The sequence below is a fragment of the Pseudomonas anuradhapurensis genome (genome assembly GCF_014269225.2).
Classification (GTDB): Bacteria; Pseudomonadota; Gammaproteobacteria; order Pseudomonadales; family Pseudomonadaceae; genus Aquipseudomonas; species Aquipseudomonas anuradhapurensis.
This window is the reverse complement of record NZ_CP077097.1, coordinates 5,243,433-5,263,093: the sequence shown is the minus strand read 5'-3', so window position 1 is coordinate 5,263,093 and position 19,661 is coordinate 5,243,433. Positions and strand designations below refer to the sequence as shown.

Genomic DNA, 19,661 nt, shown 5'->3' with positions numbered 1-19,661 from the left:
CGCTGCCCGGCTTCGTCGTTTCTGCTGTTCGAATTTCTGCCTGGGAGGCTGCAATGCGTTGGGGGAGCTACTTCGCCGTACTGGCATCGGTGCTCAGCGTCGGGCTGGCGCTCGGCGTGAGCATGCCGCTGGTATCCTTGCGCCTGGAGGCGTGGGGCTATGGCAGCTTCGCCATTGGCGTGATGGCCGCGATGCCGGCGCTGGGTGTACTGGTCGGCGCCAGCCTGGCCAGCCGCCTGGCTGGCTGGGTCGGCGTCCCTTCAGCCATGCGCCTTTGCCTGTGGGGCGGGGCGCTGTCGATCGGCCTGGTCGCCTTGCTGCCCAGTTATCCGCTGTGGCTGTTCTTGCGCCTGCTGATCGGTATGTCGCTGACCGTGGTGTTCATCCTCGGCGAGAGCTGGATCAACCAGTTGGTGGTAGAGCAGTGGCGAGGCCGCCTGGTGGCGCTGTATGGCAGCAGCTATGCCCTCAGCCAGCTGGCCGGGCCGTTGGTGCTCGGCTTTCTCGGCTCCGATGATGACTTTGGCTTCTGGGCCGCTACCGCCTTGCTACTGGTGGCACCGCTGATTCTCCTGGGGCGTGGCGGCGCACCGAGCACCGAAGCCTGCACTGTCACCTTCAGCGACCTGTTCGCCTTCTGCCGGCGTTTGCCGGTGATTGCCTGGGCCATCGCCCTGTTCGCCTCGTTCGAGGCGATGATCCTGACGTTACTCCCGGTGTACTGCCTGCAGCAGGGTTTCAGTACCGAAACGGCCCTGTTCATGGTCAGTACCGTGGTGGTGGGCGATGCGGTGTTGCAACTGCCCATTGGCGCGCTGGCTGACCGTATGTCGCGACGTGCCCTGTTCACCGGTTGTGCGGTGACCTTGCTGGTGTCCAGCCTGGTCATTCCGCTATCGCTGCACACGCCGCTGATCTGGCCGCTGTGGGTGTTGTTCGGGGCCAGCGCCGGGGGCTTGTTCACCTTGTCGCTGGTGTTGATCGGCGAGCGCTACCGCGATGATGAGCTGGTCCGGGCCAATGCCCATGTGGCACAACTGTGGGGCATTGGCTGCCTGCTCGGGCCATTGCTGGCAGGGGCGGGAAGCCAGTGGCTCAGTGGGCACGCGCTGCCGTTGCTGTTGGCGCTGGGGGCTGCGGGGTTGGTGGTGTTGACCCGGCGGCGTGGGGCTTTCGAGCCTGCATCGGCTTGATGGAACCTGGGGCCGCTTTGCGGCCCATCGCGACGCAAGGCCGCTCCCACAGGCGATATATCCCCGGTAGGAGCGGCCTTGCGTCGCGATGGGCTGCAAAGCAGCGCCAAATCCGGTTACAGCATCTTTTCCAGGCCGACCGCCTTGCTGATCCAGGCATTGAACCGCCGCCATATGCCGCCCGGCTCGGAGGTCAGCATGTGCCGCTGGCCATTGTCCTCGGTCGCCCACACCAGTTTGTCGCCCACCAGCTTCACCTGGTAGCTCAACGCGGGCGCCATACCCTGCTGGGCCAGCTCGCGGGTGTACTCGGCCAGTTCCGGGCTGTCCACCAACACGCCGACCTCGGTATTCCACAGCACCGAACGTGGGTCGAAGTTGAACGAGCCGATGAAGGTCTTGCGCCGGTCGAACACGATCGCCTTGGTATGCAGGCTCGAATCCGAGCTGCCGTGGTAACTCAAGCGCCCGGCGCTGGGGTCACCGGGTTGCCGACGCAGCTCGTAAAGCTGCACGCCGTGCTCAAGCAAGGCCCGGCGGTAGGGCGCATAGCCGCCGTGCACCGCCGGCACGTCGGTGGCCTCCAGCGAGTTGGTCAGCAGCTTCACCGACGTGCCGGCGTCGGCACGGCCGGTCAGGTACAGCAGGCCAGGCTCGCGCGGCACGAAATACGCCGACATCAGGATAAGTTCGCGATGCACGTTGGCCAGGTCCGGCGCGAGCTGCTGGCTCAGCAGCAGTTGCGGGTCCGGTTCGTCATCAGCCAGCACCTTGCTTGGTGCATCCCACAGCGCCTGGGCGTGGGCCCAGATCAGTTCGTTGCGCCACACGTCCAGGCGCGGTTGGGCTTGGTAGGCCATCAAGCGGTCGTACAGGGCTTTACGTTGGGTCCTGGCTTCGGCCAACGACACTTCCAGGCGGTGGCGGCTGGCACTCAGGTCGCTGGCATCCGGGTCGTGCCAGAGGAAGTCGGTGATCGGCCGGCTGAGAGCGCTGTTCCAGTACTGGTCGAAACTGTGCCCCAACTGCTCGGCGATCGGGCCTACCCCCAGCAGGTCGATGTCGGTGAAATTGAGGTTGGGCTCGGCATCGAAATACTCGTCGCCCAGGTTGCGCCCGCCGACGATGGCCATGCTGTTATCCACCAGGAACAGCTTGTTGTGCATGCGCCGGTGCTGACGCGACAGGTTGAACAGGCGGCCTACGGCGCGCGTTACACCGGTGCTGCGGCCCAGGTGCAATGGGTTGAACACGCGGATGTGGATGTTCGGGTGGGCATCGAGGGTGCCCATGATCACGTCCAGGCCATCGCTGGTGGTGTCGTCGAGCAGGATGCGTATGCGTACGCCACGGTCGGCAGCACGCAGCAGCTCATGCACCAGGGCGCGGGTGCTGAGGCCGTCGTGGACGATGTAGTACTGCAGGTCGATGCTGGTCTGGGCGTTGCGGATCAGTTCGGCGCGGGCGCGGAACGCCTCGTTGCTGTTGGGCAGCAGGCGAAAGCCGGAGCGGCCGCTGTACGGTGCAGCTTGGCGCAGCACCGAGCGGCCGAACGCCGAGTCGTTGGCCGGCAGCGCCTGGCTGGTTTCGCGGGGCGTGCCGACGCTGGCGCAGCCGGCAAGGCCGAGCAGTAGCACCAGCAGCAGAGGCAGGGCTCGCTGGAGTCTCAAGGGTGAATCGTCCTGTGCAACGAAGGCTTGAAGGGTTGGACCGTAGCGGGCGGCGCAAAGTTACGCGCCCGCGTTTTCTTCATCCAGTAGACGAAGGGCGGTTTCACCGACCTTGCGCACTGCAGCTTCGATCTGCGCTGTCGGCCGCGCGGCGAAGTTCATGCGCAGGCAGTGGCGGAATTTGCCCGAGGCCGAAAAGATGCTGCCTACGGCAACCTGCACGCCTTGCTCCAGTAAAGCGCGGTTTAGCCGCAGCGTATCGAAATGTTCGGGTAATTCCACCCACAGCATGAAACCACCCTGCGGCCGGCTGACCCGCGTGCCCGGCGGGAAGTAGCGGGTCACCCAGTCGCTCATCAGGTCGCGGCTGCGCTGGTACTGGCTGCGCATGCGCCGCACATGGGGTTGGTAGTGCCCGGCGGCGATGAAGTCGGCAATGGCCAGCTGCGGTTGGCTGGCGGTGCTGCCGGTGCTGATGTATTTCATGTGCAGCACGCGTTCCAGGTAACGCCCGGGCGCCACCCAGCCTATCCGCAGGCCGGGGGCGACGGTCTTGGAGAACGAGCTGCACAGCAGCACGCGGCCATCGTCGTCGAAAGACTTGAGGGTGCGCGGGCGCGGGTAGGTGTAGGCCAGGTCACCGTACACATCGTCTTCGAGAATGGCCACGTCGTAGCGCTGGGCCAGGCTCAGCAAGGCCTTCTTGCGCGCCTCGGGCATGATGTAGCCGAGCGGGTTGTTGCAGTTGGGGGTGATCTGGATGAGCTTGATCGGCCATTGTTCCAGGGCCAGCTCCAGCGCCTCCAGGCTGATGCCGGTGACTGGGTCGGTCGGGATTTCCAGGGCTTTCATGCCCAGGCCCTTGAGGGTCTGCATGGCCCCATGGAAGCTCGGCGAGTCGACTGCGACGATGCCGCCGGGTTCACATACCGCGCGGATGCTGCACGACAGCGCCTCATGGCAACCGGTGGTCACCACCAGGTCGGCCGGGCTCAGGCGGCAGCCAGAGTCGAGCGTCAGCCGCGCCACTTGCTCGCGCAGGGCCAGGTTGCCGTGAATGTTGTCGTAGTACAGGCCAGGCATGTCCTGCCTTCTGCTCAGTTGGGCGAGGCTGCGCAGCAGTGGCTTGAGGGTGGGGCTGTCGATGTCGGGCATGCCGCGGCCGAGCTGGACAACATCCTGGCGCGGCGTGCTGCGCACCAGTTCCAGCACCTGTTCCCACTGTGAAATATCCACCGGACGCTGGGCCGGGCGGCTGACGGCGGGAAGGGCAGGCAGCTGGCGGAGGTTGCTGACGAAGTAGCCGGACTTGGGTCGCGGCGAGACCATGCCGCTGTCTTCCAGCATGCGATAGGCCTGCTGCACGGTGCTCAGGCTGACCCCGTGCTCCACACTCAGGGCGCGCACCGACGGCAGGCGCTGGCCGGGGCGGTAGAGGCCCTGCTCGATACGGGCGCCGAGCAGTTCGGCGAGGTTCAGGTAGAGGGTCACGGCATACTCCTGAGCTGCATTGGCATAGCGACCGGTACAGTTGCGTTGAAAATACAGCATTCAGTCAGTCAGCGGCCAATTCTGTATGGGAATAATAAGGCTGTATTGGATCTGTATTGCCGGTGCGTGCAGCGCGCATGCTTTCTCCACGGTATCAATCGAACGGAGAACGCAGCGATGGGTGGCATGAGCGATGTGCGCTTGCAACTGTTGGCCAAGGAACTGGAAGCCGGGCAGCAGGCCAAGGTGTTCAACGCGCCGCAAGGGTTGGGGCGTTGGGGGCTGATGCTGCATCGCTGGCATACCCGCAGGGCGTTGCTGCAGCTGACTGACGATGAGTTGCGCGACGTCGGGCTGAGCTGGGAACAGGCGCGTACAGAAGGGCGCAAACCCTTCTGGAAAGACTAGTCACCGCAGGTGCCGCTCGGTCTGTGTGGGAGCGGCCTTGTATCGCGAAAGGGGAGCGTAGCGCCCCCAAGCTTCCAGTTACCGCAGGTATTGCCGTGGCCGCGGTGGGCCCTTTCGCGACACAAGGCCGCTGTTACGCTTCAGATCAGCTCTTTCAGGCGATGCCACAGCATCCCCAACGCCAGCAGTGGCGAGCGCAGGTGTTGGCCGCCCGGGAAGGTGATGTGCGGCACCTTGGCGAACAGGTCGAAACGCCCGCTCTCCTGGCCGCTGATGGCCTCGCCCAACAGGCGCGCGGCCAGGTGCGTGGCATTCAGCCCATGGCCGGAGTAGGCCTGGGCGTAATAGACATTCGGCTGGCTGGCCAGGCGGCCGACCTGTGGCAGGCGGTTGGCGCCGATGCCGATCATGCCGCCCCACTGATAGTCGATGCGGACATCGGCCAGTTGCGGGAATACCTTCAGCATCTTCGGCCGCATGTAGGCGGCAATGTCCTTGGGGTCACGCCCTGAATAATGGCAGGCACCGCCGAACAACAGGCGCTGGTCGGCGGACAGGCGATAGTAGTCCAGTGCTACACGCTGGTCGCACACGGCCATGTTCTGCGGCAGCAGCATACGCGCACGCTCTTCGCCCAGCGGTTCGGTGGCGATGATGTAGCTGCCCGCCGGCAGCACCTTGCCGCCCAGTTCGCGGTTGAGGTTGTTGTGGTAGGCATTGCAGCACAGCACCAAGGTCTTGGCCCGCACCCGGCCTTGCGCGGTATGTACCTGTACTTCTGGGCCATAGTCGATGCGGGTGACCTCGGACTGCTCGAACAGCTGCACGCCCAGGCGGCTGGCCACGGCGGCTTCACCCAGGGCCAGGTTGAGCGGGTGCAGGTGCCCGGAGCCCATGTCGACCAGCCCGCCCACATAGCAGTCGGCGCCGACCACGCTGTGGATATCGTCCTTGCCGACCAGGTGCAGTTCATGGGTATAGCCCAGGCTGCGCAGTTCTTCGGCGTCTTCGGCAAAGCCCAGCAGTTCGGCAGGCTTGTTGGCCAGGTCGCAGTAGCCCCAGGTCAGGTCGCAGGCGATGGCATGCTTTTCGACCCGTTCGCGGACGATTTGCACAGCCTCCAGGCCCATCAGCTTCATGCTGCGTACGCCTTCCTCGCCGATCACCGGGGCGAACTGCTCCAGGCCATGACCGACGCCGCGGATCAGCTGGCCGCCATTGCGCCCACTGGCGCCCCAGCCGAGCTTGCGGGCTTCCAGCAGGATGACCGAGAAGCCGCGCTCAGCCAGCTCGATGGCGGTGTTCAGGCCCGAATAACCACCACCGACGATGCACACATCGGCGCTGTGTTCACCTTGCAGGAAAGAGTGATCAGGGTGTGGCGCGCTGCTGGCGGCGTAGTAGGAGGCGGCGTGCTGCGCGCTGTGGATCATTGGCTCGGTCCTGAAGCTGGTGGGCAAGGGGAGGAGGATAAGCCGGGGCTGTGGGGTGGGCAACCGCCTGGCCTGGCGTGTCAGGGATGCTGGGGCCGCGCTGCGGCCCTTTCGCGACACAAGGCCGCTCCTGCAAGGCGCCGGTGAGCCTATAATCCGGCCAGGTTCCCTACGTTGTATTCAGCCATGTCCTGCAACCGCCACAAGATCCATTTCCTGCGCGAACTCATCCCTTCATTCGAGTGCGAACCCGGCTGCCATGACTGCTGCGGCCCGGTCACTACGTCGGCAGAAGAAATGGCGCGCCTGCCGCGCAAGTCGCAGGCCGAGCAGGACGCTGCCTTGGAACGCCTGGATTGCGTTCACCTGGGCCCCAACGGCTGCACCGTCTACGAAGAGCGGCCGATGATCTGCCGGCTGTTCGGCACCACCCCGCGCCTGGCCTGCCCGCGGGGCCGTGGCCCGGAGCAGATGATCGACCCTGCCGCCGAGCAGCTGGTCCACCAGTTCATCGCCACCACGCGCCAGGTGCTGGTCTAGCCTCAGTCCGGAATCGGCAGGCAGAGGCTTTCCTTTACCTCTTCCATCACGATGTAGCTCTTCGATTCGCGCACGTGCGGCAGCTTCAGCAGGATGTCGCCAAGCAGTTTGCGGTACGAGGCCATTTCCGAAATGCGCGCCTTCACCAGGTAGTCGAAGTCGCCCGAAACCAGGTGGCACTCGAGCACATGTGGCAGTTTCAACACCGCACGGCGGAACTCCTCGAAGGTATCCCCCGACTTGTAGTCCAGGCTGATTTCCACGAACACCAGCAGGCTGCCCTTGAGGTGCTGCGGGTTAAGGCGGGCGTTGTAGCCCATGATGATGCCCTCGCGCTCCAGGCGGCGAACCCGCTCGGTGCAAGGGGTAGTGGACAGCCCGACTTTCTCGCCCAGTTCGGTGAAGGAAATACGCCCGTCGTTCTGCAGGATACGCAGGATGTTGCGGTCGATCTTGTCCAGCTCACGCTTGCTCTGGTGCTGGGTTCGCATAGGGGATGCCCCTCCGTGAAAGGCAATCTTGCCGAGAATTCTCGCCAATAATAGGCTTTTATATAGTGAATTGCACTGCCTTCAAATTCCTATACTGCGCGCATCCATGCCATTTCAACAAAAGACTGCGGTGCGCCGCGTGCGAGGAATAAAACGATGCGAGTTCTGGTACTTGGTAGCGGTGTAATCGGAACCGCCAGTGCCTACTACCTGGCCCGGCAAGGTTTCGAAGTAACGGTGGTCGACCGCCAGCCGGCGGTGGCCATGGAAACCAGTTTTGCCAACGCTGGCCAGATCTCGCCCGGCTATGCCTCGCCCTGGGCTGCACCGGGCGTGCCGCTGAAGGCCATCAAATGGCTGCTGGAGCGCCATGCCCCATTGGCCATCAAGCTCACCGGCGACGTCGACCAGTACCTGTGGATGGCGCAGATGTTGCGCAACTGCACCGCCAGCCGCTACGCGGTGAACAAGGAGCGCATGGTGCGCCTGTCCGAGTACAGCCGTGACTGCCTCGACGAGCTGCGGGCAGAAACCGGCATCGCCTACGAAAACCGCAGCCTGGGCACTACCCAGCTGTTCCGGACCCAGGCCCAGGTAGATGCCGCAGCCAAGGACATTGCCGTGCTCGAACAGTCCGGCGTGCCTTACGAGCTGCTCGACCGCGACGGCATTGCCCGCGTCGAGCCGGCCCTGGCTGGCGTGAAAGACATTCTGGCCGGCGCCCTGCGCCTGCCCAACGACCAGACCGGTGACTGCCAGCTGTTCACCACCAAGCTGGCCGACATGGCCACCAAGCTGGGCGTGGAGTTCCGCTTCGGCCAGGACATCCAGCGCCTGGACTTCGCCGGCGACCGTATCAATGGTGTGTGGATCGACGGCAAGCTGGAAACCGCCGACCGCTACGTGCTGGCACTGGGCAGCTACTCGCCGCAGATGCTCAAGCCGCTGGGCATCAAGGCTCCGGTGTATCCGCTGAAGGGCTACTCGCTGACCGTGCCGATCACCAACGCCGACATGGCCCCGACGTCGACCATCCTCGACGAGACCTACAAAGTCGCGATCACCCGTTTCGACAACCGTATCCGGGTTGGTGGCATGGCTGAAATCGCCGGCTTTGACCTGTCGCTGAACCCGCGTCGGCGCGAAACGCTGGAGATGATCGTCAACGACCTTTATCCTCACGGCGGTGACCTGAGCCAGGCCAGCTTCTGGACCGGCCTGCGTCCGGCGACCCCGGACGGTACGCCGATCGTCGGTGCCACGGCGTTCCGCAACCTGTTCCTGAATACCGGCCACGGTACCTTGGGCTGGACCATGGCGTGCGGCTCCGGTCGCCTGCTGGCCGACCTGATTGCGCGCAAGAAGCCGCAGATCAGTGCCGAAGGCCTGGACATCTTCCGCTATGGCAACAGCCGGGAAGTGGCCAAGCATGGGCAGGCTGCGCCGGCTCACCAGCAGTAAGTTCGCCTGTACCGGCCTCTTCGCGGGCTCGCCCGCTCCCACAGGAACACCACAGATGTTGAAAACTGTGCAGTACCTGTGGGAGCGGGCGAGCCCGCGAAGAACCCAACACCGATTTCAACCCGAACCACCATAAGGCAGCCGCCATGCGTCCCGCCCGCGCCCTGATCGACCTCCAGGCCCTGCGCCACAACTACCGTCTGGCCCGTGAACTGAGCGGTGCCAAAGCCCTCGCCGTGATCAAGGCCGATGCCTACGGCCATGGCGCCGTGCGCTGTGCGCTGGCCCTGGAAGCCGAAGCCGACGGCTTTGCCGTGGCTTGCATCGAAGAGGCGCTGGAGCTGCGCGCCGCCGGTATCAAGGCCCCGGTGCTGTTGCTGGAGGGCTTTTTCGAGGCCAGCGAACTGGCGCTGATCGCCGAGCACAACCTGTGGTGCGTGGTGCACTCGCTGTGGCAGCTGGAGGCGATCGAGCAGACCCAGTTGCACAAGCCGCTCACTGTCTGGCTCAAGCTCGACAGCGGCATGCACCGAGTCGGCCTGCACCCCAAGGATTACCACGAGGCCTACCAGCGCCTGCTGGCCAGTGGCAAGGTCGCGCGCATCGTGCTGATGAGCCACTTTGCCCGCGCCGACGAGCTGGATGCCGATGCTACCGCCCAGCAGATCGCCGTATTCGAAGCCGCTCGCCAAGGCCTGGCCGCCGAATGCAGCCTGCGCAATTCGCCCGCTGTGCTGGGTTGGCCGCAGGCACCCAGTGACTGGGTACGCCCGGGCCTGATGTTGTACGGTGCCACGCCGTTCGAGGTGGCGCAGGCCGAGGCCGAACGCCTGCAGCCGGTGATGACCCTGCAATCGCGGGTGATCAGCGTGCGCGAGCTGCCCGCCGGCGAGCCGGTGGGCTATGGCGCCAAGTTCGTCAGCCCGCGGCCGACCCGTGTGGGCGTGGTCGCCATGGGCTATGCCGATGGCTACCCACGCCAGGCGCCGAATGGCACCCCGGTGCTGGTCGCCGGCAAGCGCACGCAACTGATCGGCCGTGTATCGATGGACATGCTCAGCATCGACCTGACCGACATACCGGAAGCGACCGTCGGCAGCCCGGTCGAACTGTGGGGCAAGCATGTGCTGGCCAGCGAGGTGGCTGCCCAGGCTGGCACCATTCCCTACCAGATCTTCTGCAACCTGAAGCGGGTACCGCGGGACTACTGCGGCGAATGAAACGCTGAAGCGGACAGGTTGAGGGGCTGTGTGTTGTAAATACTGAACGGCATTGCCATGATATCGTTCACATCCACCCCCTTTTCCACCGTTTCAGGAGGCTCCAGCTTTGGACGTCGGCGAACGACTGCAAGCCATCCGCAAGCTCAAGGGCCTGTCCCAGCGTGAACTCGCCAAGCGAGCCGGGGTGACCAACAGCACCATCTCGATGATCGAGAAGAACAGCGTGAGCCCTTCGATCAGCTCGCTGCGCAAGGTGCTGAGCGGCATTCCCATGTCCATGGTCGAGTTCTTCTCGGTCGAGCTGGAACCTGAAAGCCCCACGCAGATCGTCTACAAGGCCCATGAGCTGATCGATATCTCGGACGGTGCGGTGACCATGAAGCTGGTCGGCAAGTCGCACCCCAACCGTGCCATCGCCTTCCTCACCGAGGTCTACCCACCGGGCGCCGACACCGGTGCCGAAATGCTCACCCACGATGGCGAGGAAACTGGCATTCTGCTGGAAGGCCGCCTGGAGCTGGTGGTCGGCAACGAGATCTTCATTCTCGAGGAAGGCGACAGCTACTACTTCGAAAGCACCCGCCCACACCGCTTTCGCAACCCGTTCGACCGGCCGGCGCGGTTGATCAGCGCGGCGACACCTTCGAACTTTTGATCCAGCGCAGTGCATTGATTCGGCAATACCCCTTTCCCGTGTAGGGTCGTTTCACGGCCTCCGGGTTCCCGCTATACTTTTCAGCGCTCGCCGATCCGTGGCCGCGAGCGTGATTAGCCACCATGAGGGTGTTCGCGTGAACCAAATCAAGAAGATGCTGGCCGTACCAGCAGCCGTATTCGCCCTTTGGGCAATGAGCGCAACCGCTGCGACCAAGGATGACATCGCCAAGCGCCTGGAGCCGGTCGGCCAGGTGTGTGTGCAGGGCCAGGAATGCAAGGGCATGGAAGTGGCCGCTGCCGCTGGTGGCGGTGGTGCCAAGACGCCGGATCAGATCATCGCCAAGCACTGCAATGCCTGCCATGGCTCCGGCCTGCTCGGCGCGCCGAAGATTGGCGACACCGCAGCCTGGAAAGAGCGTGCCGACCATCAGGGCGGCCTGGATGGCATCCTGGCCAAGGCCATCACCGGTATCAACGCCATGCCACCGAAAGGCACCTGCGCGGATTGCTCGGATGATGAGCTGAAAGGGGCGATCAAGAAGATGTCCGGGCTGTGAGAAACAGCTGAATTGCATGAAGCCCGCCATTGATGGCGGGCTTTGTTTTTGTGGTACCTGTACCGGCCCTTTCGCGGCTAAAGCCGCTCACACAAGCATCTCGCAGTTCTTGAATCTTGTGCTGTAACTGTGGGAGCGGCTTTAGCCGCGAAGGAGCCGGCACGGGCAACCAACCCACCAAAGCCCATGTCCAACTCCTGAACCCACGGATGTCTCAGGAGGCCCCGATGCACCTCTGCTCCATCGATCAGGCTGTCGAGCAGGTCCTGGCGCGCTTGCCAGCCCACATCCACATGGGCCTGCCGCTGGGTCTGGGTAAGCCGGTCGCTTTCGTCAATGCCCTGTATGCCCGTATACGCGAGCAGCCCGAGCGCCGCCTGACCATCTACACCGCACTCTCGCTCGGCCGTCCAGCACTGGGCGATGGCCTGCAGCGGCGCTTTCTCGAACCCTTCGTCGAACGGGTGTTCGCCGACTACGAAGAACTCAGCTACCTCGCCGACCTGCGCAACGACAGCCTGCCGCCGAACATCCGGGTCGAGCAGTTCTTCCTGCAGCCCGGCAGCCTGCTGCACAGCGAGTCTGCCCAGCAGGACTACGTCAGCAGCAACTACAGCCACGCCGCGCGCGATATCAACGCCAAGGGCCTGAACCTGATCGCCCAACTGGTGGCTGCCACCCCGGAGCGGCCGGTGCACCTGAGCCTGGCGTGCAACCCTGACATCACCCTCGACCTGTTGCCGATGGTCGCCAGGCGCCGTGCCGCTGGCGAAACCATCCTCATGCTTGGCCAGGTGCATGCCGAACTGCCGTACATGCCCGGCGACGCCGAGCTGCCCATGGATGCCTTCGACCTGCTGCTCGATGAAGCCGAGCAGCGTCGCCTGTTTTCCACGCCGAACATGCCGGTGAGCACCCAGGATCATTGCATCGGCCTGCATGCCAGCAGCCTGGTACGGGACGGCGGCACGTTGCAGATCGGCATCGGTGCCATGGGCGATGCGGTAGCCGCCGCCCTGCTGGCGCGCCAGGGCGACAACGCCGGCTACCGTGCCGTGCTCGATGACCTGGATATTGGCCCATGCCAAGCGCTGATCGAACGGGAAGGGGGGCTGGGTGGTTTCGCCCAGGGGTTGTATGGCTGCAGCGAGATGTTCGTCAACGGCCTGCTGGTGCTGGCTGAGGCGGGCCTGCTGCGACGCCCGGCGGATGCGCAGGGCAGCGTGCTGCATGGCGGCTTCTTCCTTGGCCCTCAGGCCTTCTACCAGCGCCTGCGTGACATGACGCTGGAACAGCGGGCGCGGTTTGCCATGACCCGCATCAGCTTCATCAACGAGCTGTATGGGCAGGAGCAACTCAAGCGCCGCCAGCGTCGCGATGCGCGCTTCATCAATACCGTGTTCGGCATGACCCTGCTCGGTGCCGGGGTGGCCGACCAGTTGGAAGATGGCCGTGTCCTCAGCGGCGTGGGTGGCCAGTACAACTTTGTCGCCCAAGGGCATGCGCTGGAAGGTGGGCGCTCGATCCTGCTGCTGCGCAGCTGGCGCGAGGCGGGCGGCGAGGTGACCTCGAACCTGTTCTGGACCTATGGCCACTGCACCATTCCGCGGCACCTACGCGATATCGTGGTGACCGAATATGGCATTGCCGACTTGCGCGGGCAGACCGACAGCGAGGTAATCGCACGTTTGCTGGCGGTGTGTGATTCACGGTTCCAGCAGGGGCTGATAGAACAGGCAAAAGATGCTGGCAAGCTCGCCCGGGATTTCCAGCTGGATTCGCGCTTCACCGACAACACGCCGCAGCGGTTGGAAGCGATCAGGGCGAAGCATGCGCGGCTGTTCCCGGAGTACCCGCTGGGCACGGACTTTACGGCTGAAGAGCGGGATTTGCTGCGGGCGCTGAACTGGTTGAAGAGCAAGTTCAAGCTGAGCGAGGTGCTGGAGCTGGGCAAGGCAGCACTGGATGCGCCGGGGCCCGAAGGGTACGAGCGGCATCTGGCGCGGATGGGCCTGGATCGGCCGCAGGGGCTGAAGGACGAGCTGTATCAGCGGCTGTTGCTGGCGGGGTTGGCGGCAGCCGGTTGAATTGCCGGGGCTGCTTTGCAGCCCATCGCGACGCAAGGCCGCTCCTACAAGGAGTTGAGCTGCGCCCAGATGTTGGACACCTGTCCATCAATTTGGGCGCGGCTCAAGTATGCGGCTCATGTACTCGTGTAGGAGCGGCCTTGTGTCGCGATGGGCTCGCGCAGCGGCCCCGAGGGGCATCACTCGATGAAAGTCACCACACCACCTTCCAGCGACTTCACCCGGGCCAGCGATTCGACGCGGTAGCCCTGGCTGTCCAGCTCGGCACGGCCACCCTGGAACGACTTCTCGATGACGATGCCCAGGCCGGCCACGGTCGCGCCGGCCTGCTTGATGATCGAGATCAGTGCCTGCGACGCCTTGCCGTTGGCCAGGAAGTCGTCGATCACCAGCACGCGGTCGCTGCTGTTGAGGTGGCGCGGCGAAATGGCCACGGTGTTCTCGGTCTGCTTGGTGAAGGAATACACCGAGGCAGTCAGCAGGTTTTCGGTCAGGGTCAGCGACTGGTGCTTGCGGGCGAAGATCACCGGCACGCCCAGCTTCAGGCCGGTCATCACCGCCGGGGCGATGCCCGAGGCCTCGATGGTGACGATCTTGGTCACGCCGGCGTCGGCAAACAGGCGGGCGAACTCGTCACCGATCAACTGCATCAGCGCAGGGTCGATCTGGTGGTTGAGAAACGCATCGACTTTGAGAACCTGATCGGAAAGCACGATGCCTTCTTCGCGAATCTTCTGGTGCAGTGCTTCCACTGTGTTTACCTCGAAACAAAGGTGGCCGCTGTACGCGGCAATAGTAAAGAGTAATGGTTGATCAGCGTTTGAGCATCGCCCGGATATCGGCCAGGGCGTTGTTGCCGCGTGCCGCCTTGACCTCGACCGGCGCATCGTCCAGGCCCTCCCAGGCCAGGTCTTCCGGCGGCAGTTCATCGAGGAAGCGGCTGGGTGTGCAGTCGATGATTTCGCCGTACTGCTTGCGCTTGGCGGCGAAGGTGAAGGCCAGGGTCTGGCGCGCGCGGGTGATGCCCACGTAGGCCAGGCGGCGTTCCTCTTCGATGGTGTCGGCCTCGATGCTGGAACGGTGCGGGAGGATCTCCTCTTCCATGCCCATGATGAACACGTAGGGGAACTCCAGGCCCTTGGAAGCATGCAGGGTCATCATCTGCACGCCTTCGGCGTTCTCTTCCTCTTCCTGCTGGCGCTCGAGCATGTCGCGCAGCACCAGCTTGCCGATGGCGTCCTCGATGGTCATGTCACCCTCTTCGTCCTTTTCGAGGGTGTTCTTCAGCGCTTCGACCAGGAACCAGACGTTGCTGATGCGGAACTCGGCAGCCTTGTCGCTGGCGGTCTGCTGGCGGATCCAGTTCTCGTAGTCGATGTCGCGGATCATCTCGTGCAGTGCGGCAATCGGGTCTTCCAGGGCAACCTTGTGGCGCACCCCGTCCAGCCAGTGCTTGAAGCGCTGCAAACGCTCGGTATAGCGGGCGTCCAGGTGCTCGCCCAGGCCCAGCTCCTCGCTGGCGGCATACATCGAGATGCCGCGCTCGGTGGCGTAGTTGCCAAGCTTTTCGAGGGTGGTGGAGCCGATTTCCCGGCGCGGTACGTTGATCACCCGCAGGTAGGCGTTGTCATCGTCCGGGTTCACCAGCAGGCGCAGGTAGGCCATCAGGTCCTTGACTTCCTGGCGGCCGAAGAAGCTGTTGCCGCCCGACAGGCGATACGGCACCTGATGATGCTGCAGCTTCAGTTCGATCAGCTTGGCCTGGTAGTTGCCCCGGTAAAGGATGGCAAAGTCGCTGTAGGGGCGGTTGGTGCGCAGGTGCAGGGTGAGGATTTCCATGGCCACGCGTTCGGCCTCGGCTTCCTCGTTCTTGCAGCGGATCACCCGGATCTCGTCGCCTACGCCCATCTCGCTCCACAGCTGCTTCTCGAACGCGTGCGGGTTGTTGGCGATCAGCACGTTGGCGCAACGCAGGATGCGGCTGGTGGAGCGGTAGTTCTGCTCCAGCATCACCACCTTCAGGGAGGGGTAGTCCTCCTTGAGCAGCATGAGGTTTTCCGGCCGGGCACCACGCCAGGCATAGATCGACTGGTCGTCGTCGCCGACCACGGTGAACTGGTTGCGCATGCCGATCAACATCTTCACCAGCAAGTACTGGCTGGCGTTGGTGTCCTGGTATTCGTCCACCAGCAGGTAGCGCACGCGGTTCTGCCAGCGCTCCAGCACGTCGGGGTGCTCCTGGAACAGCTTTACCGGCAGCAGGATCAGGTCGTCGAAGTCCACCGCGTTGAACGCCTTGAGCGTGCGCTGGTAGTGGGTGTAGACGATGGCGGCGGTCTGCTCGCGCGGGTTGCGCGCCTTTTCCAGGGCCTCGGGCGGCAGGACCAGGTCGTTCTTCCAGGCACCGATCATGTTCTTGATCTCGTCGATGCCGTCGTCGCCGGAGTATTCCTTCTGCATGATGTCCGACAGCAACGCCTTGATGTCGGACTCGTCGAAGATCGAGAAGCCCGGCTTGTAACCCAGGCGCTCGTGCTCCTTGCGGATGATGTTCAGGCCAAGGTTGTGGAAGGTGCACACCGTCAGGCCGCGGCCTTCGCCCGGGCGCAGCAGGGTGGCGACCCGTTCCTTCATCTCGCGGGCGGCCTTGTTGGTGAAGGTCATCGCCACGATGTACTGGGCACGGATGCCGCAGTTCTGGATGAGGTGGGCAATCTTGCGCGTGATCACGCTGGTCTTGCCCGAACCTGCACCGGCGAGCACCAAAAGAGGGCCGCCGACATAGTCACGGGCTTCCTGCTGCCGGGGATTGAGTCGGGACATGCTAGAAACCGGGGGTCGCCAGAAAATAGCCGCGCATTCTAACAGGCATGCGGCCGTTATGGCGCGACCGTCTGACGTCTGAGTCAGACTTTTGTGACCGTTCCAGTATTAGTGCAGCTAATCCTAGGCACTGAAAAAAACGTATTTGCCGGTTGGGTCCGTTTCGCGCAGGATGCACGACAAAATGCGTCGGGATGTTACGCCTGCCTTTGCGCGCACAAATTTAGAAATCATTCTCATTTGTGCAGTAGCATACCCGAACTCTTCCGTTGCACCGTGAAGCCCTAAGGAGCCCGCTTGTCCACGCCTGTCGAACCTCTGCGTTTGCTGCTGTTGGCTGATGAGCCGGAATGGACCGTATTGCTGCGCGACTGCGTGCAGGCATTGGACGGTGCTGCAGTGTTGCTGACTGCACCCAACTGGGAGGCGGTAGACAGCCTGTTCAGCAATGACCGCCAGGCTGTCGTGCTGGCCACACCGGCTTTGCAGCCTGCACCCGGGCGCTGCGACCTGCCGACCATCCTGCTGCTCGAGCATGAGCCCGAGCTGCCACCGAGCGCGGTCAGCGATTGGCTGGTGCGCGAGCAACTCAATGCCGACAGCTTGCGCCGCTCGCTGCGCCATGTGCGTGAACGCGGCGTGCTGGTGGCCACCTTGCAGCGCCTGGCCGAGCAGGACCCATTGACCGGTATCGCCAACCGCCAGGGCTTCCAGGCCTTGCTCACCGCGCGCCTGGCCGAGAACGATGGTCGCGGCGTTGCCCTTGGCCATCTGGACCTGGACAACTTCCGTCACGTCAACGATGCGCTTGGTCACCAGAGCGGCGACCGCCTGATCCTGCAAGTGGTGGCACGCCTGAAGCAGCAACTGGAGGCGGGTGACCAGGTGGCGCGCCTGGGCAGTGATGAGTTCGCCCTGCTGATCGACACCCGCCGTGACGCCAACCGCGCCGAGTGGATTGCCGAGCGCATTGTCGAAGCACTGGCCGAGCCGTACTGGATCGACGGCGAAAGCCTGCTGCTGGGCTGCAGCCTGGGCCTGGCCCATGCGCGTGTCCAGGGCGGGGCCGACCCGCTGATGTGGCACGCGCACATTGCCATGCGCCAGGCCAAAGGCAGCCAGGGCTGTACCTTCCATGTGTTCAACGAGCGCATCAACCGCAATGCCCGCAGCCTTGCCGACCTGGAGAGCGAGCTGCGTCGTGCCCTGCGCCGTGACGAGCTGGAGCTGCACTACCAACCGCGGCTGAACCTGGCCGATGGGCGCATCGTCGGCCTGGAGGCGCTGGTGCGCTGGCGGCATGCCGAGCGTGGCCTGTTGCCGCCCAGTGAGTTCGTGCCGCTGGCCGAGCAGAGCGGGTTGATCGTACCGTTGGGCTACTGGGTCATTTCCCGAGCCCTACGTGACATGCAGGCACTGTGCGAGGGTGGGCTGGAGCCGCTGCACATGGCGGTCAACCTGAGCTTCCGGCAGTTCCAGGACAGCCAGTTGCTGGCGACCTTGAGCCGGCTGATCATCGAGCATGGTGTCGATGCCCGCTGGCTGGAATTCGAACTGACTGAAACAGCGGTGATGCGCCGCAACGAGCTGGTACGCCAGACCATGGATGCCCTGGGGCGCCTGGGCGTGCGTTTCTCGCTGGATGACTTCGGTACCGGGTTCTCTTCGTTCGTGCATCTCAACAGCCTGCCGATCACCTTGCTCAAGGTGGACCGCAGCTTCGTCGCCGAAATGGAAATGCGTGAAGAGAACCGCAAGCTGGTGCACGCCATGATCAACCTGGCGCACAACCTCAACCTCGAGGTAGTGGCCGAGGGAGTGGAGAGTGAAGAGCAGCTGGCCTTGTTGCGCGGGTTCGGTTGTGACCAGGTGCAGGGCTTCCTGGTCAGCAAGCCGCTGCCGGTGGGGGAGTTGATGGAGTTCTTGCTGGATTACAGCAAGCCGAAGCTGATTAGCCTGTGACATCGCAGGGGAGGGCTTCGCCCTCCTGTCGCGACACAAGGCCGCTCCTACATTGATCGGCGAACGCAGGCCCATGTAGGTGCGGCCTTGCGTCGCGAAAGGGCTGCAAAGCAGCCCCAACGGTCACACAGACACTGCAGACCTGTCAGCCAGCCCGGCCTTCCCCAGCAACCGCTTCATTCGCCACTCAAAACCAAAGGTCAGCGCCACCGCCGCACATGCCAGCCCCAGCGCCAGCCCCCACCATACCCCCACCGCGCCACCGCCCAGGGTAAAGGTGAACAGCCAGGCGCTCGGCGCCCCTACCAGCCAATAGCACACCAGCCCGATCAGGAAGGTGGTCTTGGCATCCTTCAGGCCGCGGATCGAGCCCATGGCAATGGTCTGCATGCCGTCGAACAGCTCGAACCATGCCGCCACCGCCAGCAGCTGCACCGCCAGCTGGAAGATCGCCGCGAAGGCCGGGTCGTTGCGGTCGATGAACAGCCCCACCAGCGCATCGGGCAGCAGCCAGAACAACGCGGCAAAGGCAAACATGATCATGGCCCCGAAGCCGATACCCACCCGCCCGGCGCTGCGTGCCGCCAGCAGGTTGCCGGCGCCGAAGTACAGCCCCACCCGCATGGTCACCGCGTACGACAGGCCGGTCGGCACCATGAACGCCGTGGAGACGATCTGCAGGGCGATCTGGTGCGCCGCCAGCTCGGTACTGCCCAGCACGCCCATGCACAGCGCGGCGAAGGCGAACAGGCCGACTTCCACCATGTAGGTACCGCCAATCGGCAGGCCCAGCCGCCACAGTTCGCGCAGGGCCGGCAGCGACGGGCGCGACAGGCCTTTGCGTAGCGGGTAGGCCGCATAGGCCGGGTGCCAGCGGATATACAGCGCCAGGGCGATGGCCATGCCCATCGACACCACTGCAGTGACCAGGCCAATGCCCATCAGGCCCAGCCTGGGCAGGCCGAACATGCCTTCGATCAGCGCCACGTTGAGCAGGTAGTTGAGCACCGTGCCTACCAGGCTGATGACCATCACCGGGGTCGAGCGGCCCAGGGCGCTGGTGAAACCGCGCAAGGCCATGAAGGTCAGGTAGCCGGGCAGGGCCAGCGGCAGCAGGGTGAGGAACTCGGCGGCCGAGGCCACGTTCTCGGGTTTTTGCCCGAACAGCAACAGCACCGGCTCAAGGTTCCACAGCACCAGCCCGGCGCACAGCGCCAGGCCCCAGGCCAGCCACAGACCGTTTTGCGCCAGGCGCGTGGCGCCGTCGATGTCGTTGGCACCCTTGCGGATCGCCACCAGTGTGCCGACTGCCGCGATCACGCCCAGGCAGAAGATCGACACGAACGAATAGCTCGCCGCCCCCAGGCCACCGCCGGCCAGTGCTTGCGGGCTGATGCGGGCCATCATCAGGGTGTCGGTGAGCACCATCAGCATGTGCGCCAGTTGCGAGGCGATCAGCGGCCCGGCCAGGCGCAGCAAAGCCTTGAGTTCGGTAGTGGGCGCGACGTGCATGGGACGGTCCTTCTTCCTGGGGCGATCAACGAAGGGCGATTCTGAGGCTTTGGTCAACTTTGCACAAAAGGATAAAAGCGATCGTTGGCATGAGTGTGACTCATGCATATATGCTCAGCGGTGATCCGTTCATAGCCCCGCATGGCAGGTGCC

Annotated in this window: 16 protein-coding genes; 9 read left to right on the top strand and 7 right to left on the bottom strand. The window is 64.1% G+C overall.

Annotated elements, in window-relative coordinates:
• The first annotated feature begins 53 nt into the window (after positions 1–53).
• Positions 54–1,193, top strand: coding sequence for an MFS transporter (locus tag HU763_RS23975; RefSeq protein WP_186684034.1), 1,140 nt, complete (start codon positions 54–56; stop codon positions 1,191–1,193).
• A gap of 116 nt (positions 1,194–1,309) precedes the next feature.
• On the opposite strand, the gene HU763_RS23970 is transcribed toward HU763_RS23975, so the two are convergent.
• Positions 1,310–2,863, bottom strand: a complete 1,554-nt coding sequence (locus HU763_RS23970) for a phospholipase D family protein (protein WP_170033783.1) — start codon at positions 2,861–2,863, stop codon at positions 1,310–1,312.
• 60 nt (positions 2,864–2,923) lie between these two features.
• Positions 2,924–4,354, bottom strand: coding sequence for an aminotransferase-like domain-containing protein (locus HU763_RS23965; RefSeq protein ID WP_186684035.1), 1,431 nt, complete (start codon positions 4,352–4,354; stop codon positions 2,924–2,926).
• A 177-nt stretch (positions 4,355–4,531) separates the two neighbouring features.
• Here HU763_RS23965 and HU763_RS23960 point away from each other — a divergent pair, with 177 nt between their 5' ends.
• Positions 4,532–4,762, top strand: a complete 231-nt coding sequence (locus tag HU763_RS23960) for a DUF1127 domain-containing protein (RefSeq protein WP_170033779.1) — start codon at positions 4,532–4,534, stop codon at positions 4,760–4,762.
• Positions 4,763–4,902: 140 nt separating this feature from the next.
• Here HU763_RS23960 and HU763_RS23955 read toward each other — a convergent pair whose 3' ends face one another.
• Positions 4,903–6,195 carry an NAD(P)/FAD-dependent oxidoreductase gene (locus HU763_RS23955; protein ID WP_186684036.1) on the bottom strand — a complete coding sequence of 431 codons (1,293 nt, stop codon included), beginning with the start codon at positions 6,193–6,195 and terminating at the stop codon, positions 4,903–4,905.
• 186 nt (positions 6,196–6,381) lie between these two features.
• On the opposite strand from HU763_RS23955, the gene HU763_RS23950 reads away from it, so the two are divergent.
• Positions 6,382–6,735 (top strand): YkgJ family cysteine cluster protein, encoded by a 354-nt coding sequence (locus HU763_RS23950; RefSeq protein WP_186684038.1) that lies wholly within the window; start codon positions 6,382–6,384, stop codon positions 6,733–6,735.
• A gap of 2 nt (positions 6,736–6,737) precedes the next feature.
• On the opposite strand, the gene dadR is transcribed toward HU763_RS23950, so the two are convergent.
• Positions 6,738–7,226, bottom strand: a complete 489-nt coding sequence (gene dadR / locus HU763_RS23945; RefSeq protein ID WP_003258963.1) for a transcriptional regulator DadR — start codon at positions 7,224–7,226, stop codon at positions 6,738–6,740.
• Between the two features lie 156 nt (positions 7,227–7,382).
• On the opposite strand from dadR, the gene dadA reads away from it, so the two are divergent.
• The 5 genes from dadA (at position 7,383) to HU763_RS23920 (ending at position 13,211) form a co-directional block, all read left to right on the top strand.
• Positions 7,383–8,687, top strand: coding sequence for a D-amino acid dehydrogenase (gene dadA / locus HU763_RS23940; protein ID WP_186684040.1), 1,305 nt, complete (start codon positions 7,383–7,385; stop codon positions 8,685–8,687).
• Positions 8,688–8,833: 146 nt separating this feature from the next.
• Entirely contained in the window at positions 8,834–9,907 is a 1,074-nt protein-coding gene (gene alr, locus HU763_RS23935; RefSeq protein WP_186684042.1) for an alanine racemase, read from the top strand.
• A gap of 109 nt (positions 9,908–10,016) precedes the next feature.
• On the top strand, positions 10,017–10,565 hold the full coding sequence (locus HU763_RS23930) for a cupin domain-containing protein (protein ID WP_013974777.1): 549 nt from the start codon (positions 10,017–10,019) through the stop codon (positions 10,563–10,565).
• A 154-nt stretch (positions 10,566–10,719) separates the two neighbouring features.
• Positions 10,720–11,124, top strand: a complete 405-nt coding sequence (locus tag HU763_RS23925; protein ID WP_186672959.1) for a c-type cytochrome — start codon at positions 10,720–10,722, stop codon at positions 11,122–11,124.
• A gap of 227 nt (positions 11,125–11,351) precedes the next feature.
• Entirely contained in the window at positions 11,352–13,211 is a 1,860-nt protein-coding gene (locus HU763_RS23920) for an acetyl-CoA hydrolase/transferase family protein (protein WP_186684045.1), read from the top strand.
• A 179-nt stretch (positions 13,212–13,390) separates the two neighbouring features.
• Here the strand turns inward: HU763_RS23920 and HU763_RS23915 are convergent, their stop codons facing one another.
• Positions 13,391–13,963: a xanthine phosphoribosyltransferase gene (locus HU763_RS23915; RefSeq protein WP_009683322.1), complete on the bottom strand. Its 573-nt coding sequence runs from the start codon at positions 13,961–13,963 to the stop codon at positions 13,391–13,393.
• A 61-nt stretch (positions 13,964–14,024) separates the two neighbouring features.
• Positions 14,025–16,034, bottom strand: a complete 2,010-nt coding sequence (rep, locus tag HU763_RS23910) for a DNA helicase Rep (protein WP_170033767.1) — start codon at positions 16,032–16,034, stop codon at positions 14,025–14,027.
• A gap of 297 nt (positions 16,035–16,331) precedes the next feature.
• On the opposite strand from rep, the gene HU763_RS23905 reads away from it, so the two are divergent.
• A complete protein-coding gene (locus tag HU763_RS23905; protein WP_186684046.1) occupies positions 16,332–17,996 on the top strand; it encodes a putative bifunctional diguanylate cyclase/phosphodiesterase in 1,665 nt (554 codons plus the stop codon).
• A 123-nt stretch (positions 17,997–18,119) separates the two neighbouring features.
• Here the strand turns inward: HU763_RS23905 and HU763_RS23900 are convergent, their stop codons facing one another.
• Positions 18,120–19,508: a NorM family multidrug efflux MATE transporter gene (locus HU763_RS23900; protein ID WP_186684048.1), complete on the bottom strand. Its 1,389-nt coding sequence runs from the start codon at positions 19,506–19,508 to the stop codon at positions 18,120–18,122.
• Between the last annotated feature and the right edge of the window lie 153 nt (positions 19,509–19,661).

What these genes read in the sequence shown, in the direction of transcription:
- HU763_RS23975 (WP_186684034.1), top strand. Translation starts at nt 54, where the DNA reads ATGCGTTGGGGGAGCTACTTCGCCGTACTGGCATCGGTGCTCAGCGTC.
- HU763_RS23960 (WP_170033779.1), top strand. Translation starts at nt 4,532, where the DNA reads ATGGGTGGCATGAGCGATGTGCGCTTGCAACTGTTGGCCAAGGAACTG.
- HU763_RS23955 (WP_186684036.1), bottom strand. Translation starts at nt 6,195, where the DNA reads ATGATCCACAGCGCGCAGCACGCCGCCTCCTACTACGCCGCCAGCAGC.
- HU763_RS23950 (WP_186684038.1), top strand. Translation starts at nt 6,382, where the DNA reads ATGTCCTGCAACCGCCACAAGATCCATTTCCTGCGCGAACTCATCCCT.
- dadR (WP_003258963.1), bottom strand. Translation starts at nt 7,226, where the DNA reads ATGCGAACCCAGCACCAGAGCAAGCGTGAGCTGGACAAGATCGACCGC.
- dadA (WP_186684040.1), top strand. Translation starts at nt 7,383, where the DNA reads ATGCGAGTTCTGGTACTTGGTAGCGGTGTAATCGGAACCGCCAGTGCC.
- alr (WP_186684042.1), top strand. Translation starts at nt 8,834, where the DNA reads ATGCGTCCCGCCCGCGCCCTGATCGACCTCCAGGCCCTGCGCCACAAC.
- HU763_RS23925 (WP_186672959.1), top strand. Translation starts at nt 10,720, where the DNA reads ATGCTGGCCGTACCAGCAGCCGTATTCGCCCTTTGGGCAATGAGCGCA.
- HU763_RS23920 (WP_186684045.1), top strand. Translation starts at nt 11,352, where the DNA reads ATGCACCTCTGCTCCATCGATCAGGCTGTCGAGCAGGTCCTGGCGCGC.
- rep (WP_170033767.1), bottom strand. Translation starts at nt 16,034, where the DNA reads ATGTCCCGACTCAATCCCCGGCAGCAGGAAGCCCGTGACTATGTCGGC.
- HU763_RS23900 (WP_186684048.1), bottom strand. Translation starts at nt 19,508, where the DNA reads ATGCACGTCGCGCCCACTACCGAACTCAAGGCTTTGCTGCGCCTGGCC.